Consider the following 17,153-nt stretch of genomic DNA (forward strand, 5'->3'; position numbering starts at 1 on the left):
AAAAACATCAGGTGAACTTTTGCTATTTTATGATTGGTATTCATCGTTTATATTTTTGGTTTTACAATGATGTCTTTTTCTGAAATTCCAGAAATTACTTCCGTCCAATCATCATTTTTTCTTCCTATTTTCACATTTCTTTCTTCATCATTCTCAAGGATTATATAATTTTCTCTAATGAGATATGCAGTTGGAATAACTAACACATTTTTACTACTGCCAGTTTTAATATTTGCTTGTAATTGGGAGCCTGAAAATAGTTTAGCAGGAACTTGGTCAAATTGTGCTTCTACCACATAAGATTGCTCTGCAGTATTAAATGAAGGATATATTTTTGAAATTTTTGCTTTAAATGTCTGATTAGAGTTCGTGTTTAAATGTACCAAGACTACCTGGTTATTATTTACTTTATTAATATCATCTTCAGCTACAAATAGTTTGATGATAAATGCACCGCTTCCTATCTCAGCAACTGCCTCGCCTCTTCTAATGAGTTCACCTTGTTTTTTAAAAACATTAATAACCGTTCCAGAAATTGATGAACTTAATTTATAATCATTTAAGATGGCTTTTTGTGTATTGACTTGCACCAAGCTTCGTTTTTCATTTAGTTTTAAGTCAGATTCAGTTGCCTTGTAACTATCCTGTAATCCTAAAAGGTTGTTTTGTGAAGCCTTATACTGTAATTCTGCTTTTTCAAAATCCAATTGTGATACCGAATTTTTTGCACGTAAATCCTTGTAACGCTTATAATTGACTTTATCTAAGGACAATTGTGTTTTTGCCTGATTAATTTTTGTTTGAATTTGTTGTAATGTCGAAGCATTCGTAGAAGCATTAGTTACCGCATTTTTATAAACTACTTGTGCATCTGCAAGTTGATTATTTTGTACATCACTTTTTATTACCGCTACTGTTGTGTTATGAGTTATTATGTCGGCTTCATTTACAGGTATTGAGGTTAAGATACCATCTGCGCTGGCAGATACGGTATATTGATTCTCCTGTTCTATATAACCACTAGCAAAAACTGCATCTTCAATATTTTTAAGTATTGGTGTTGTCGTTTCTTTGTTATTACATGATGACAATAGGGATATCACTATTATCATACATCCTAAAAAAGGAATACTATTGTGTTTCATTCTATTTGTATTTTAATTGTTGGATTTTAAATCAATTTGTCTGATAAACAGTTTGTACCTCACTAAAGTGTAAGAAGCAAGACTTTGCAGATACGCATTTTGCGCATTTAGTAAATCTTCATAACTATTTAGGCGTTCGTTTAAACTTGTAATACCGCTGTTGTATTTGTTTTCGGCATGCGCATCATTTTGCTGTCTTAGCCTCAAAATTTTGGTATTCTCTGTCAATTCTTCTTCATATTGATTAACATCTAAAAGCAACAATTCATCCTCTTTCTGCTTTACCAATTTTGTGTTTTCTAATTGCAATTCCTGTTGTAGTAATTCCAATTTAGATTGCTTGATTTTTGATCGAGAAGAAAAGCCATTAAAGATTGGAATACTCAGCTTTGCACCAATATATTGTTGTGGCAATTCGTTAGCATTTGAAAAATCTGTGAAGCTATCGGTTGACCAACTGTTATTGTATTGATAAGTAAGATTAATATTAGGTAAAAGCAATGCTTTCTTTTCTTTTAGAAGCGATTTTTGTTTATCGACTTCCATTTCTTGCCAAGTAATTTCAGAATGTTTAGTTTCAATATTCGTATTTAACAATCTGAAATTTTGAGGCTTATCTGAAATTGTAATAGGTTGATTGGTATTTAATTGACTTTGAAGTTGTTTATAAAAACGACTGAGATTACGCTTTGCTTGTTGTAAGTTTTTATGATTTTGTAACTGTTTTATTTTAGAAGAATTCAATGCTTCTTCACTAATAATTCCCTTTTGAAATTTTTCTTTTGTACTAGTATAAATTGCTTCGGAAACCTTAAGGTTTTCTTTATAAATAACAATAGCTTCCTGTGTTAGTAAAATGGAATAATAAGTTGAAGCTAACGTATTATAGGTACTAAACTTACTTCTTTGTGTATTAATTTCGCTTTGTTCGGCAATTATATTAGCCGTTTGAGAGGCAAACAGTTGTTGGAAATTTAAAATATTCCATTGTGCTTGAATTCCAGCAGAATAAACGTGTTGTTTACCAAATATAAATTCTTCAAAAGTTCCCGCTGGAGCATTCGGGTTAAATAATTCTGCGGGAATTAAGGTTGGCTGTATAGTTAGATTGTTGTTGTAGCCCGCGGAAGCATTTAAAGAAGGATATAAATAGGATTTAGATTCCTTTTTTCTGGTCTTTGCAATTTGCTCACTAATAATTGTACTTTGGATATTTATTGCGTGTTTATCCGCATACTCAAGTACTTCTTGAAATGATTGAAACTGAATTTGAGCAAATACAAATGTTGTGTTAAGCGTTACTAAAAAGAATATTAAAATCCTGTTCATTACAAAAAATGGTTTATAAATTCTTTGCAAAGATGTAATGCTCTCTAACTGTTTTTAAAAATTAGTTATTGAAGTCGAATTTTAGGTTTTGAAGTCGAATAAGAAGTAATGAAAATGTAGAGTAGAGTTTTATTCCATTCCACACACATTCCACTACTCTCCTTTCGTCGTTTCGTAAAAAGCGTGTTACATTAACATTGTAGAGATACTTTTAGAAGAAAAAAATAAGAAAATGTAGTAGTTTAAACTTCGCTTTTGACCAAAGCAAAGTGACATAACGCAAGTACATTATAGTACAAATGTATATTGTAGCAAATTGGTGGATGCTTGCATTTTACATAATTGCAGATATAACAACACGTCAGTGTTTTATATCGATAGTAATTATGTAAAAGTCAATTTGCGAAACGTTAAGCTCATTCGTAGCTATAATGTAATACTATGTAAAATATCCCAAGATAATTCTATTTCATAGTGATCGTAGCTACTGGGGTCATTAATATTTCTTTTGAGGCGTTTATGATGGTATTTCGATATCTACAAACGGAAAACATAATTCGGATGGATTATGGAAAATGGACGATACTTTAAGGCTTTATAAAGTCTATTCGGGAGACAAGGAAACGCCAAAAACTTTAGATTATATTGATATAGAAAAACCATTTGGAGTAGTTGAATTCGGTACCCAAAAAATATGTAAGAGTGCTATGTCATTACTAATGAATGATTGTTTATTGAGGGTTCCGTATAAGGATAATCTAAAATTCGAACAACCTATGTGTGCGTTCTTTTTTAATACTAATTCTCTTTCTTTCTAGCATGTTTATAAGATTTAAGCTATATTATTAAATATCTCTTTTAAGATTGTATGTAATATAATCCCATTCACACACTAAGGCATTATATAATTATATTTTCATTTACCTTATAAGGGAAAAATGCCCAGTATATAATTTATTATTGATATGTATTGAAAACCAATATTCAGATGAAGGCATAAGTCTTCCATTATAAGTTCCATCCCAACCAATACTATTTGGTCCAATCTCCTTCAATAATTTTCCATATCTATCATAAATACGTATAATTGAATTAGGGTGTACTTGTATTCCCTTAATTTGCCAATAATCGTGAATGGAATCTCCATTCGGGGTAAAATATTTTGGATAACCTAGAACAGAAACCATTTCTTCGAGCATTCCGCAACCGTTTACTTCCCTAACGTATACCGTATAATCACCTCCTCCTAAATTACGGAATATATTACTGGTTTGATAATTAATTCCGTCTATAGAATATTCATAATTCAAGTTAGAATTAATAGTGATTTCTACCGAATTATTATCATTAAGCTCGACTATATTGATGTTATAATCGGTTATAGGTTCTACTTCTATTATACTAACATTAACCTGTGAAGTATCTATCCCACATAATCGATTATCAATGGTATAAGTATAAATTCCAGCAGCATCTAGAAGAGGATCAAACATTCCTGTTCCGCTAGATAAACTTGGGGTCCAAACCCCTCCTGTATCCGGAGAGCCATTTAGTCTATCGAATAAATCAACAGAGCTACTATTTACACAAATTTCTAAAGTTCCATTTTCTCCAGGATCTAAAAGATTATTTTGTTGAAAATCAAAAACACCATCTAAGTTATCATCAAGTGGTGTAGTATAACCATCGGGTTCTCCTATAACAAGCCCATTAGCATCGACTGTATCTGGTAGTTGCCCAAGTGTTCCATTTTGATCATCATCAGTGAATCCGCACTCGATAACATCAAAACACCCATCATTATCGCTATCCAAATCTAGATGATCAGGATAACCATCTGCATCAGAATCTCTATTTGGATTACCATTTTGTTCTACTGTATCCAAGATCCCATCATTATCATCATCTAGATCAAACCTATCTTCAACACCGTCACTATCCGTGTCTATGTCTATTTTATTGCAACCAACACTTTGCAACTGTGTATTACAGTTAGCAGCTAAATATTCATTATCTGAAGCTAATCCATATATAGGGCCATCTAAACTAGATGTGTCAATGTTTAGTTTTGTTATAATACCGTTATCTAAATTTAGATTATAGAAATTATCCACTATAGTTGAAATATTTTCGACAATAGTTACGGTGTTTTCTTCACAAGTATTGAAAGAATTAGCAAGTCCCCAAGTGTTGTGTATATTGTCTAAGCAAAAAACTTCATCGATTGAACCACTGCTAATATTATATGCCATAATCCTAGAATATGCAGGGTTTCCGTTTTGGGACGCTACAAAATTAGAAAAAATAACATTCCCTTTATAGATTGATAAATCACCTGGAGTAGTTAAATTAAAGTTAGAGACTATTTCTGATACATTAGTGTTTATGTTATATTTATATAAAGAACGAGAACTAATCGTATAGAGGTCACCATTAGCACCGTATGTTAAAGATGATCCTCCACCTATACTCCCTGTATTAGGCATAATAGTATAGGCTCCATTATTAATATCTATGTAAACAATACCCGATGATGATATACCATAAAAATCACCAGTTTCAGAAATTGCGATATCGAGTAAATCAATATTAAGAGTTGTTAAAAGAGAAAAAGAACTGTCTTGGTTTAAGCGATAAATACTCGCATTCCTAGTTAGTACATATACAGTTTGGCTATTTATATCTTTTGCAGCCAAAAATAAGAATATGACCAAAAGATAATAAATAATTTTGCTCCTGTTATTTGTTATCATTATAAAAGCTTACATGTTTACCGTAACATTATTACTTGGTGCAAAGTAAAATAATTATAACAAAAAAAACGATACCAATTTAATTAATCTAAAAATTCATCAATATTTACCTCTCTAGATCTATTATTCGCTTCTTTTACTGCCTGTAGCATGTTATCTAAAGTATTTCTGTTAAAATAGTTACCATTGGCTATTACCGCATTAATTGTTTTTGTATTTCTAATATTTTTTAAAGGGTTTTTTTCTAATAACACAAGGTCGGCATCGTAGCCGACTTTGATCATGCCGGTATTAATTTTCATCCATTTTGCTGTAGCCAAAGTTGCCGATTGTAATACTTGTGCATTGCTCATCCCTACATTTGCAAGCGATTTTAACTCATCGTGCAATGAAAAGCCAGGAACAGCACCACATGCCCCGTTAGCATCGGTTCCGGCAATAACGATAACACCATGACGAACCAAAGCTTGTGTTAAAACATGAAGGGCTTTTATTTGAGCGTTCCAATAAATTTTGCTTTGCCTTTTGCTTTCGGGATCTGTATTATCGGGGTTTTCATAGCTGTTTCCCGTACCTGGCAACCAACCTCCCGAGAATTTTGATTTTTCTAACCAGCCAGGGTTTTGATACTCTAGCTCAATAGTTTTAAGGAAATTTGGCAAATCAAAATCTTGCATGGGCATAGATTCATAAATCCAAAGGGTTGAACTAATGGTAATATTGCTTTCTTTTAGTTTTATGGCAATGCTGTCTACTTTAGTTTTAAAATAGGATAAAAATGCTTCTGCATTTTTATAGTTTACACCACGATATTCATTCATTTCAGAATGTATAACAGAAGCAATATGCGATAATTGTGATTGGCCTGAAGTATATAAATCTTCCATATACACATAAGCAGGCAAATGGCCGATAACCGGTATGTTATGTTTTTTTGCTTCGTCTATAACTGCAAAATAAATGTCCCTGTCAAAAAGTTGTGAAGCTAATTTTATGGCTTTATATCCTTTTTTCTTATAGTTTCTAACCGCTCTTCTTGCTTTATCGGGAGTTGTATAATTTTGTTGCCGTCTTTCAAACCAACTTCTAAAAGTAGCCTTCATTCCTTTCTCACTACTTACTTTAGGAGAAGCAATATAAATATCAGGGCCAAGTCTTGTGCCATCTTCTATTTCTTTTTGATATTGAAAATGCTCTTTCATTCCTGTCATTTCCCCAACTTGTGTTATACCATTTGCTAAATACAACAAAAGATCGTTTGGACTTTTCTTGATGTGCACATGAGAATCTATTAAACCAGGAATAAGATATTTGTTGGTGCCGTCTATAATTTGATATTCTTTGGGAATAGCAATAGAATCTTTGATAGCTTCAATTTTATTGTCTTTGATCAATACCGTTTTGTTTGGTAACATCCATTCTGAATTACCACTTAACACGTTAACATTTTTAATTGCCAGATTTCCTGAAACTGCTTTAAATTGTGATGAATTTACTACTTCTGTATGCTTTCCCAGGGAAAAATTAATTTCGGACAGCATACCACAAGATACTGTTGTAACTGTGATTACCAATAAGACGAAAAATCCTATGATCCAATTTTTTATTGATGATTTTAATTTCATTTGTTTTTACATTTTTTGATTAATGTGCAAAACAAATAAAAAGGCATCTTGCCAGAGTCTCATTGCTTCTAAAGAGACAAAAAGTTATGTTATTTTAATGATTTTATATACTCTAAAGGAGAAATCCCGGTTTCTTTTTTGAACATCCTGTAAAAACTGGCTTTTGATTTAAAACCACATTCGTATGCTATGCCTTCGATCGTGATTTCATTAAGGGCATCAAACTGTAAACGGTTTTTGAATTCTTTTAACCTAAACTTATTTATATAATTATAAAAAGTAGTGCTTATATGTTGGTTCAATAAATTGGAGAGCTTTTTATCGGTTGTATCTAAATAAGAAGCTAATTTGTACAAATTGAGCTCAGGATCTAAATATGGCTTTTGCTCTTGCATTATTTTGTTTAATGATAATTCAAGTTTTATAAATTCGCTCCTTTGTTCTTCTGTAAGCAATTTATCTTTGTGCCCTGAAACGTTTTCTTTTTCCAATAAAAAATAAGGCACTAAGACTTTAGATTGATTTATCCCAAAATAGGCTGCATATAAAACAGATAGCACTAACAATACCATAACTATATTTTGAGTCCTCCAGTTAAACAGGTTAAAAAACATCTGGTTAAGTACAAATAGACTATCTATAACCAGAATAACCGTTGCAGCAATTAAAAGGTACCTAACCCAAATAAAGTTATTGTGCTTAATGTTTGAATAGTTACACTTAAAAACCTTTTTAAGTTTATAAAAAGCCTTAGAAGATTGAACTAAAAAAGCTAGAAAAACAAAATCCGAAATCACACGGATTATTTGATTATTATTACGAATAAACACAGTATAATCAAATAAATAGTCCATGGAAAGCGTAGAAATAAAATAGGGAATCGTTATGAAAATAAAAAAGAGCATAAAAGGGATAAAATACTTGCAACTCTTTTTTAAAGCCGATTTATCATCAAAAAACAAAGACTCAATATAAAGCAGTAATAATGGTCCCAAGAATATTTTAGAGCTATGTGCTGGTAACAAACTAATATATTTTAAGAATTTCAGTTTATGTATATACGCATACGAATCCAGCAAAATAAATCCCAGAACTGTAAACAATATCATTAATACAATTTTTGATAGTCCACGCTCTTTAGACTTGTATAAAATATAGATGTAAATGCCTGAAAAAAGCATTCCTGCTATAAAAAGAAAATCATAGAATAGCTTCACTGTTTTTTTGTCAAATATATATAGGATGTAAAGATTTTTAAAGCTATAATAAATTTATTTACTTTTCTCTACCCTCCTATCGTTTGTTTACTCATTTTGTATCTATTTTGATAAAATTGCACTATTGGTGTTACCTGTCAAAAAAAGGGGTTTTACCTTAGTGAAATTAGTTAAACACCTGTTTTACAAAGTATTGATAATACTTATTTTTGGATAAATAACAAATTAATCTTAAAATTTATACAAAATGGGGTTTATTCTAAAAGGCAATCTTTCAGGAGAAATATGCAAAGATTGTAAAGAACCTTTATTTGGTTCTATTGTACGTTTTTACAGAGTAACTAATCTGGATATTGATGTAGTAACGCAGGTAACAGCAAATCCAAAAGATACGTTGCAAATTTTGGGAGAAAAACAAATTAAAGCTAAATCCAAATTACTATTGGCAGAAGCAAAAATTGATGAAAAAGGCAATTATGAAACCGAACTAAAAGGAGAATATGCAGAGTATGATGGTCTTATCATGATCGATATTGTTACAAAGCGTGTTTATAATCAAAAAAGCAAGGAGCGTGACCCTATTCAGTTTACCCTTACTACATTACAACCTAGATGGAGACAGACTGAACTGGGTATTGTATTTTATTGGAAATATTGTATAACCAGCCGTTTTTGGTGCAGGATACGTGAATTATTTGATGCTTGGGTGATTTGTGGGGTATTACTTGATTGTAAAAATAATAACATCCCAATTCCTGGTTTTAAAGTAATTGCAATGGATGATGATTGGATTCATGATGATGAATTAGGTTCTGGTATTACCAATATTAACGGGCATTTTAGGATAGATTACAGTAGTAAAGATTTTAAACAAACCTTTCTCTCTCCTTTACTTAATATTGAAACACCTTTTCCTCCTTTTAACAGTGGACCGGATGTGTATTTTAAATTAGAATACAACGGTAGTGCCATAGAATTTGAGAAACCATCTGATAAAAGAAATAATGTAGGCCCATGTCTTTGCGTAAGGCTTTGTCTAGAAGATATTAAGATTCCTGATAGTACTATTCCTGCATCATTTACCAATTTTGGGTTACTTCGAAAAATTAAAATACAAGACGAAATTGATAGCACTAACGGAAAAACATTGCGCGAAGGATTTAATGCGTACGCATTTTACAGAACCATTAACCTTATTGGTACCATTACAAAAACATTAAACGGTAATCCAATGGAGTACATGTTTGAATACCAAGAGGTAGGTGCCCCCAATAATATCCCTACCCCAGGAGGTTGGCTTCCTGTAACGCCAAGTATGGTCCCCCCCACAACGATAGGTAATCATATCACCCTTACCGGAGGTCCTGCCCAAGTATTAAAAACACCATATATTACCAACGGGGTTGCCCCCAATATTAATTTTAATGGAAATTGGATTCCTGTACCGCAAGAGGGTAATTTTGAGCCACATCAAGATGCCGAGATTCTAAAACTTAATACGGTTGCATTAACTAATTTAGTATCTCTGGATATGGCAGCACTCCCATTAGATATTGGTACGGCAACTGTTTCTGTAGCAAGGCCACATATAACCAACCGTTATTTTGCCATACGAATGAAACAACGTGAATTAAATAACGTAGCAACAGAAGTTATAGTCGGAACCTCTAAACCCATTGCTATTTTTAATGTGGAATATAACAATGTAAACAAACATGGTAATTGGGCACCAAAAATAGTGCAAAACCAACTAGCTTCTGTATCTGTAAATATTGATGAAATCGTTTCTGCAACCACTGGTTGCAATAAAATAACCAATGCTTTGCATGTAAAGTACCATGCCAGAAATGAAAACCTATCTTCAATATCCCTATCTATAGCAGGGCCTAAAAAGCTAGGACAAGACTTTGGGTTTCCTGATATATCCCTAATGCCTGCGCCAGAAACGTTTGGGTCGACGCAACTTATCAATCTACCAGAGTCAACCCCAATTAACTTGTTTGATGTTAATGATTTATTGCCCTGTGCTTATACGGTGCATTTAACCACAAAAGTAAACCTGACAACGGGAGACGGTGAACCCGGACCAATACAAGATTTTATTTCGTTCTGTAAAGTTAAAGTATAGTTATTATTTTAACGTAATAGAGGTGTTGTAATTAGTATAGCACCTCTATTTTATATTTTTAAATAACAATCTCTGCTCAAGAAAAGAGATAGTAAATAACACATTTAACAATTCTATATTTTAAACATAACATATCTTTATAATTTTAGCTAAATACCTACAAAATCAAGATAAAAGCTGTTTAAATTATAATTTCGTCAGAGCAAAATATTATTTTGGAACCAGAAAAATAGAATTTAATCCGTCTCTTATAAAGAAATTATTAAGTTAATTCGGAATATCATTGTATAGTGTTTCTACTTCGGTATCAAAAATCTCCTTAGTTGTTTTTACAAAAAGATGTGAATAATCTTTATGTATGGTGTTTTGAATAAAACGAAGATCTTCTTGCCATTGTACTTTGGTTAACCTCTCTTGAGACCATAGTTGAGCAAATAGAAACAGGCTGAGGATAATTAGTGTTTTTTTCATGATATTATTTTTTTAATCGGAATGTATTTCGGGGGGATTATATATTGATTGATGAATTAAAAGTGTTTATTTACTGTTCGCTCTTTCTAAAATTAAAGCAGCAAAGGATTGTACTCCATATTTTATGGTGGTTTCGTCTACAGCAAAATTTGGTGTATGGGGCATAGAACTTATACCTTTTTGAATATTAGATCCTCCCAAGAGAAAGAATACTCCCGGTACTTTTTGCTGATAGAATATAAAATCTTCGCCAAAAAATGGTATTTGCCCATACAATTGCTTCACCATATCCTTGTTATACCTATTGCGAAGTATTTTTGTGCTAATCTTTGTGAGTTTAGGGTCGTTTATAGGGGTTCCCGAATAGTCTTTTGAGTATTCAATGGAAATAAAGGCATCTTTGTATTTAGAATTAAGGATTTGTTTTTTTATTTCAAGAGGTATGCTATTCACTTTTTTAACATCAGTTTCAAGAAAATCAGCCTTGTAAAAAGTAACACCATTATTTGTATTAAGCCTTGCTCCCTGTAAAATAAAGTAATCATTAAAAATTGTTTCTTTGTTTGTCAACCCTATTTTAGGGTCCGAAATCTTGTTTATGATCTCCCAAGGTGAACCTTCTTGTTTAATAGTACGAACAAAGCTGTTTAATATGGTGTTCATAAAGTTTTCCAACCCTTTTTCATTGGTGCCGGGCTTAAATTTTATTTCAAGTGATTTTTGATACGCAAACAACTCATTGGCCTTAACATTAATCACTCCTGATGCTTCCGGAACAATATGCAACCCATAAATTTCATCTGGTTTAATAATCTCGAAAAGTCCATCTTTAATCATATCCTTTGCTCCTGTAAAGGTTTCTTCGGCAGGTTGAAAAATAAAATAAACGGTACCTTCCAAATTTTCTTTTTGCTGAGACAAAATATTTGCTATTCCTAAACCAATTGTGGTATGCACATCATGACCACAAATATGCCGTACCCCTTTATTTTTAGATTTAAAATCTACTACATCGGGTTCTTCCGTTTTTATGGCATCCATATCGGCACGCCAAGCTATTTTTCTCCCCTTTTTACCACCTTTTAGGGTTCCTACTACACCATATCCCCCAACATTTGTTTTAACTTCTAATCCCAGTTTTCTTAAATATTCTGCAACAATTTTAGAAGTTCTTTTTTCTAGGGTAGATACTTCGGGGTTTTCATGTAAATCCCGTCTTATTTTAACCAGATTATCGTAGATCGCATCGGTTTGCTCTACTATTTGTTGGTGGGTACTCGTGCTTTTACCGTATTGCCCATAAAGTGTTTTGGTAGTAGCTAAAAGAAGTATGGCTATAAATTGTATCTTCATGATATGATTTTGTTTTATTTATATCACAAAGGTGGTTTTATTTTATAGTTAGTAACAGGGTATTTTGTCGAAACGTAGTATTTGGTACTTGAAATGTAACCCGTATTATTATTTGTTCATCCAGTCTTTAAAATCACCGGTTTTTTGCCTGCTTACAATAAACTCCTGGTCTCTAGGGTTGGAAACAGATAGCTTTACGCGATGGTTAAAATAGGGTTCTATTTTCTGAATAGACATTTTGGAGATAATCTGTCCTCTATTAATTCTATAAAATTTAGTGTCATCTAAGGAATCAAATAATTGATCCATAGTTTCATCTATAATATATCTTTTGTTATGAGTAACACCAAAAGTGATACTATCCTGCGAATACATATACAAAAGCTCTGATACTCTTATTTGCACAAAGCCACCCCCCTCTTTTACCAATATTCCTGAGCGTTTTTGTGGGATTTGCATACTATTTAAGAGTTTTTTTAAAATATCAGGCTCCACTATAGTAGTTGGTGTATTAGATCTAAAGAATTTATGAAGTGCCGTATCTAAGTCATTTTGTTGAATAGGTTTTAGGAGGTAATCCACACTATTTACCTTAAATGCCTGAATTGCATATTGATCAAAAGCAGTTGTAAAAATAATTGGCGCAACCACTTCTGTTTGCTGAAATATTTCAAAACTTAACCCATCTGCTAGTTGAATATCCATAAACACCAGATCGGGGGCATTATTTTTTTTGAACCATAGCACAGCATCTTCAACCGTATCGATAACATCTAATAATTGAAAATCAAAAGTACTTTTGTTTAGTAGATTTTGTAATTGGTTCGCGGCACGAGGTTCGTCTTCAATGATTAGTATTTGCATGGTTTTTCTTTTGATCGGATAATTTTAGTAAAGGAAGGGAGACAACAAACATATCTCCATCATTTGTAATCTCGGGCAATTTACTTGAAAGTAATGTATATCGTTTTACAATATTTTCTAACCCAATTTTTGTGGATGGTATTTGTGTTGATTTTATTTGAATTTTATTGCTCACCTGCAAGCAATCCCCTTTGGTTTCTACAGTTATACGTAAAGGTTTAGCTTTGGAAACGATATTGTGCTTTATCGCATTTTCTAACAAAAGCTGTAAACTCATGGGTATTATCATACAGGATAGTTTACTTTCTGTAATGTTCCACGTTATTTTTAGGTTATCCCCAAATCTTTCGGTTTGGATGTACATATACGCTTTGGCAAATTTTAGTTCTTCCTGAAGCGAAACCAAATTAGTGTTTCCGGACTCTAATATAAAACGATAAACATTAGACAAATTGTCTACAAAACCCTTGGCACCTTCTTTTGTATCATGATCTATAATATCCCGTAATGTATTTAAACTATTGAATAAAAAATGAGGTTGTGCCTGATTCCTTAAGGTATCTAATTGCGCTTGTATCATTACTTGTTTAGTCTGTTCTTCTTCTCTTATTGATTTTTTAAGCCTTATATAATAATAAACCGCCTCATATATTGCCATTGTCATGATAATAATCAAAAAAACCGGTAAAAGAACCTTTAGCATTACCTTATGTGTGGAATAGAACCCCAAAGCACTAAAAAATTTTGCAAGGAAAAAACCCAGTGTAAAATCAACAAACAAGACCACGCCTATAATTGCAAATAGAAGAAAAAGAATACGTTTAAAATCATCTTTAAAATCGGGAAATTTTTTTCGTAAAAAAATTAAAATAAACCGTATGGTGCACCAATCACAGATTGTGGGAATTAAGGAAGCAACCCAACCTATCAATATTAGTTCTATAGATTTTCTCTCTGATGGATTATTAAATAAATAATTTGCTATAATACTTATGATAAGGATGCCTGTTATTGAAAACCAAATATCATTAAACCCCAAATATTTGATACGTTTCTTTTTGTTGAATAATGGCATAAATTTTAGTTCATTAAAGTAATATCTTGTCTAGTTTAACAAGATACAAATCCAACCCATGAGGTATGTGATAGCTCAAAAACAGTTACAGTTGTTGTAACTTAATTTTTATTAATGGTTCCCTGTTATTAGATATCCATAATACGAATAACGGAATTATTTGTATACTATGCAATGCAAAAAAATGTACGATTCTTAAATTTCCTCCAACAGTACTCATTTTACTACTGGTAACCACGATCCTCCATCTGCCACCCCTATATTATGAGACATCTGACTTATCATTATTTTAAAATCAATTAAAAATTAGGTTACTTTCCATGTAGGTAAAAAGATCATTAAAATCCACATAGGCATGGCAATCATACTTGCTATTGAAAAAACTTCTGTTGGAGTCATATTTTTGTTAGTATTATTAAAGGTTGTAATTTGATTAATGGATAGCCAAATATGTAATTATTACAGACAATACAAAATCACATTACCTTGAATCGTCGTTAAATGTTTTTGAATTGTAATATTTGATTTTAACCTATATTGTGGAGTTTGATTCTATCTATACTATGTTATAGATCAACAGAAAAAGCAAAAGAATATTTAAATACTACCTTAGTAGGGATGTTCACTTTTTTTATTTTGCATACGATTAATGCATGTCTATCTACCTTTACCTCTTAATCGGCTGGTTTTTGAATAGCATAAATGTTATTCCAGTACATTTATAAAATCAACAAACTAGGTCTGCATGTGCTACAAATATTTCTGGGTGTGCGGATTGAAATACGACTACTTTTATAGAACGATCATTCTCTAATTGTTCTGCTAAATTATTTAAATCATCCAGCATCGGAATTCCTTGAATATTAACTGGCTCATAATCAAAAGTCACCCAGGCCTGCGCATTTTTAACTTCTACCTTAAAGGTTTTAAATTCTGTAGTAATCATATCTTGTTTTTTGATTGTTAAACTTGAATACAAAATTACCACCAATATGAAGATTTGATAAAGTAAAAAACGAAGTGATTTAAGTAAAAAATTAAGTTTGTATAAACAAATATACTTGTTGCAGAGTTTGTCGAAATGCCCCAACAGTTATGCCTTTATAAACCTTAAAGATTTTGTTTAAGTGGCTTGTGTCTGTAAATCCAAATTCTATAGCAATTTCTGAAAAATGTAATTCTGTATGTGGCTCTGGTTTATATTAATAATATCAAGTAATTTGTAGAAGCACCAAAAAACGTAACGTATTAGAAAGATTTCAAAATTATGTTTTATAAAATTGTATTCTTGTATATAATCACTCACACACTTTTCTATTGTATTAAAATAGAAAAAGTAATTACGCCATGTATTTCGTTTCTAGGTAGTATATTTGCCCTAATTATTATAAATTTTACATTAAACAGTTATCTCTTTAATTTCTATGCCTTTTAAAAAACTACATTCCGATATACAAGAGAAACTAGGACACCTGGAAATAACAATACCTACTCCTTTACAAAGTACCAGTATTCCTGTCATAAAAAGTGGGGCTAATGTTTTTTGCATGGCTCCAAAGAGTAGCGGAAAAACGACCACGCTAATACTCACTACCTTGCAAAAACTAAAATGCGAAGCAGTTGGAAATGCTCCAAGGGCTGTAGTTCTTGTAGAAAATAAGGAAAAAGCTATAGAGTTATATGATACTTTTTTAACCTATACCAAACACAATTCATTACGAGTATATGTAGGATATGAAGAGCTTCATATTGATGTGCAAAAATCAGAAATATTTATGGGAGTAGACATTCTTATTTCGACACCCAAAACAATGAACAAGTTGTTTTTATTAAATGGCGTAAGCACTTCTCAATTAAAGATTTTTAGTATAGATGATGCTGATTTTTTGGCTCAAGCATCTGTGTATAATGCCCTTATTTCGATTACTCAAAGTATTAAAAAATGCCAGTTTGTGTTATACTCAGAAAAAATGACCCCAAAACTAGAACGCTTTGAGTCCTATTTTATGGAACACTCAAAAATAATCGCTATCTAAAGGAGCAATTATTGGTGATCTATTTAATAACAAAAACTAAGACATGATTATACCTAAATTGCACTATATATCTCAAGGAAACTCCCCTAAAGAACATCTGGAGAACATTCAAAAAGCTTGTACATCTGGTGCAGAATTAGTACAATTACGTTTAAAAAATGTTTCCGTAAAAAAACTTATAAAATTAGCGAAAGAAGCTAGAGAAATCACATCTCACTTTCAAACCAGATTAATTATTAACGATCATTATAAAATAGCAAAAGAGGTTAAAGCAGATGGTGTACATTTGGGAAAAACAGACTCCTGCCCTACTATAGCCAGAAAGCATCTATACACTTGGCAAATCATTGGCGGAACAGCAAATACCTTGCAGGATTGCCAAACATTAATCGATAAGGAAGTCGATTATATTAGTTTAAGCCCTGTTTTAGGTTTGAAAAGTTATACTGAAATTACAGGAACTTTAAAAACTAAAATACCAATTATTGGTATTGGAGGCATAACTACAGAAGATGTTATTGATATATTAGAAACAGGTATTTCTGGAATTGCAGTATCTGGTGAAATCACTCGTAATTTTAATACTATAAGAACATTTAACCAATTACTTAACGCATCTTTGACAGAAGAACAACGCTATACATTTGAATAGAGTATACCGATTTTAGAATTTTATACCAATCTTTAAATTAAACCCAGATTATCAATGTCGTTAAGTTAAGAATTTAAACTATTGATTTAAAGTTTGTTAATTATGGATTCCAGCGCAGGATGGGGGAATCCATGATGAAAGTAAAGGGGTATTTTGTTTTTACAGACATTTAATCCTCAAAAAGATACAGCTTAACTTAACGACATTGATAATCTGGGTTAAACTACCATAAAGGGAAGGCTGAGTATGTTTGGTAACAACAAAAAGCCCATTACTAAGTAATGGGCTTTTATAAAACTTGAAAGTATATGTATTAGATAACTTTTACGTTCACTGCATTTAATCCTTTGTTTCCTTCTTTCAGATCAAACTCTACTTCGTCTCCTTCACGAATTTCATCTACTAATCCAGAAATGTGTACAAAATGATCTTTGTTAGCACTTTCTTCAGTGATAAATCCAAAACCTTTAGCGTCATTGAAGAATTTTACTGTTCCTTTATTCAT

At 31.8% G+C, this 17,153-nt stretch carries 14 protein-coding genes and 1 pseudogene; 3 read left to right on the forward strand and 12 right to left on the reverse strand.

Annotation, left to right across the window (positions count from 1 at the left end; genetic code table 11):
• Nucleotides 1-47: 47 nt before the first annotated feature.
• From ACZIYX_RS00595 to ACZIYX_RS00615, 5 genes are all read right to left on the reverse strand, one after another.
• A complete protein-coding gene (locus ACZIYX_RS00595) occupies nucleotides 48-1,145 on the reverse strand; it encodes an efflux RND transporter periplasmic adaptor subunit (RefSeq protein WP_462680243.1) in 1,098 nt (365 codons plus the stop codon).
• A 12-nt stretch (nucleotides 1,146-1,157) separates the two neighbouring features.
• Nucleotides 1,158-2,474 carry a TolC family protein gene (locus ACZIYX_RS00600; protein WP_462680244.1) on the reverse strand — a complete coding sequence of 439 codons (1,317 nt, stop codon included), beginning with the start codon at nucleotides 2,472-2,474 and terminating at the stop codon, nucleotides 1,158-1,160.
• 920 nt (nucleotides 2,475-3,394) lie between these two features.
• A complete protein-coding gene (locus tag ACZIYX_RS00605; RefSeq protein WP_462680245.1) occupies nucleotides 3,395-5,227 on the reverse strand; it encodes a T9SS type B sorting domain-containing protein in 1,833 nt (610 codons plus the stop codon).
• A gap of 83 nt (nucleotides 5,228-5,310) precedes the next feature.
• A complete protein-coding gene (locus ACZIYX_RS00610) occupies nucleotides 5,311-6,852 on the reverse strand; it encodes an amidohydrolase family protein (RefSeq protein WP_462680246.1) in 1,542 nt (513 codons plus the stop codon).
• Between the two features lie 89 nt (nucleotides 6,853-6,941).
• Entirely contained in the window at nucleotides 6,942-8,069 is a 1,128-nt protein-coding gene (locus ACZIYX_RS00615; protein ID WP_462680247.1) for a helix-turn-helix domain-containing protein, read from the reverse strand.
• Between the two features lie 247 nt (nucleotides 8,070-8,316).
• Between ACZIYX_RS00615 and ACZIYX_RS00620 the strand changes: the two genes are divergently transcribed.
• The gene (locus tag ACZIYX_RS00620) at nucleotides 8,317-10,197 is read left to right on the forward strand and encodes a hypothetical protein (protein ID WP_462680248.1); all 1,881 of its coding nucleotides are present in this window, start codon (nucleotides 8,317-8,319) and stop codon (nucleotides 10,195-10,197) included.
• A 267-nt stretch (nucleotides 10,198-10,464) separates the two neighbouring features.
• On the opposite strand, the gene ACZIYX_RS00625 is transcribed toward ACZIYX_RS00620, so the two are convergent.
• From ACZIYX_RS00625 to ACZIYX_RS00650, 6 genes and pseudogenes are all read right to left on the reverse strand, one after another.
• The gene (locus ACZIYX_RS00625; protein ID WP_462680249.1) at nucleotides 10,465-10,668 is read right to left on the reverse strand and encodes a hypothetical protein; all 204 of its coding nucleotides are present in this window, start codon (nucleotides 10,666-10,668) and stop codon (nucleotides 10,465-10,467) included.
• Between the two features lie 66 nt (nucleotides 10,669-10,734).
• Complete coding sequence (locus ACZIYX_RS00630) at nucleotides 10,735-12,021, reverse strand: M20 metallopeptidase family protein (RefSeq protein ID WP_462680250.1); 1,287 nt, start codon at nucleotides 12,019-12,021, stop codon at nucleotides 10,735-10,737.
• 108 nt (nucleotides 12,022-12,129) lie between these two features.
• Nucleotides 12,130-12,885: a LytR/AlgR family response regulator transcription factor gene (locus ACZIYX_RS00635; protein ID WP_462680251.1), complete on the reverse strand. Its 756-nt coding sequence runs from the start codon at nucleotides 12,883-12,885 to the stop codon at nucleotides 12,130-12,132.
• The gene (locus ACZIYX_RS00640; protein WP_462680252.1) at nucleotides 12,866-13,960 is read right to left on the reverse strand and encodes a sensor histidine kinase; all 1,095 of its coding nucleotides are present in this window, start codon (nucleotides 13,958-13,960) and stop codon (nucleotides 12,866-12,868) included. The genes ACZIYX_RS00635 and ACZIYX_RS00640 overlap by 20 nt, the downstream gene beginning before the upstream one ends.
• 727 nt (nucleotides 13,961-14,687) lie before the next feature.
• Nucleotides 14,688-14,906, reverse strand: coding sequence for a hypothetical protein (locus ACZIYX_RS00645; protein WP_462680253.1), 219 nt, complete (start codon nucleotides 14,904-14,906; stop codon nucleotides 14,688-14,690).
• Nucleotides 14,907-14,997: 91 nt separating this feature from the next.
• Nucleotides 14,998-15,135, reverse strand: a pseudogene (locus ACZIYX_RS00650) (AraC family transcriptional regulator); the annotation flags it as partial.
• A gap of 249 nt (nucleotides 15,136-15,384) precedes the next feature.
• Here ACZIYX_RS00650 and ACZIYX_RS00655 point away from each other — a divergent pair.
• Nucleotides 15,385-15,996 carry a DEAD/DEAH box helicase gene (locus ACZIYX_RS00655; protein WP_462680254.1) on the forward strand — a complete coding sequence of 204 codons (612 nt, stop codon included), beginning with the start codon at nucleotides 15,385-15,387 and terminating at the stop codon, nucleotides 15,994-15,996.
• A 43-nt stretch (nucleotides 15,997-16,039) separates the two neighbouring features.
• Nucleotides 16,040-16,648, forward strand: a complete 609-nt coding sequence (locus tag ACZIYX_RS00660) for a thiamine phosphate synthase (RefSeq protein WP_462680255.1) — start codon at nucleotides 16,040-16,042, stop codon at nucleotides 16,646-16,648.
• A gap of 313 nt (nucleotides 16,649-16,961) precedes the next feature.
• Here the strand turns inward: ACZIYX_RS00660 and ACZIYX_RS00665 are convergent, their stop codons facing one another.
• Nucleotides 16,962-17,153: a cold-shock protein gene (locus tag ACZIYX_RS00665; RefSeq protein ID WP_462680256.1), complete on the reverse strand. Its 192-nt coding sequence runs from the start codon at nucleotides 17,151-17,153 to the stop codon at nucleotides 16,962-16,964.

It is taken from the genome of Aquimarina sp., from assembly GCF_977115655.1.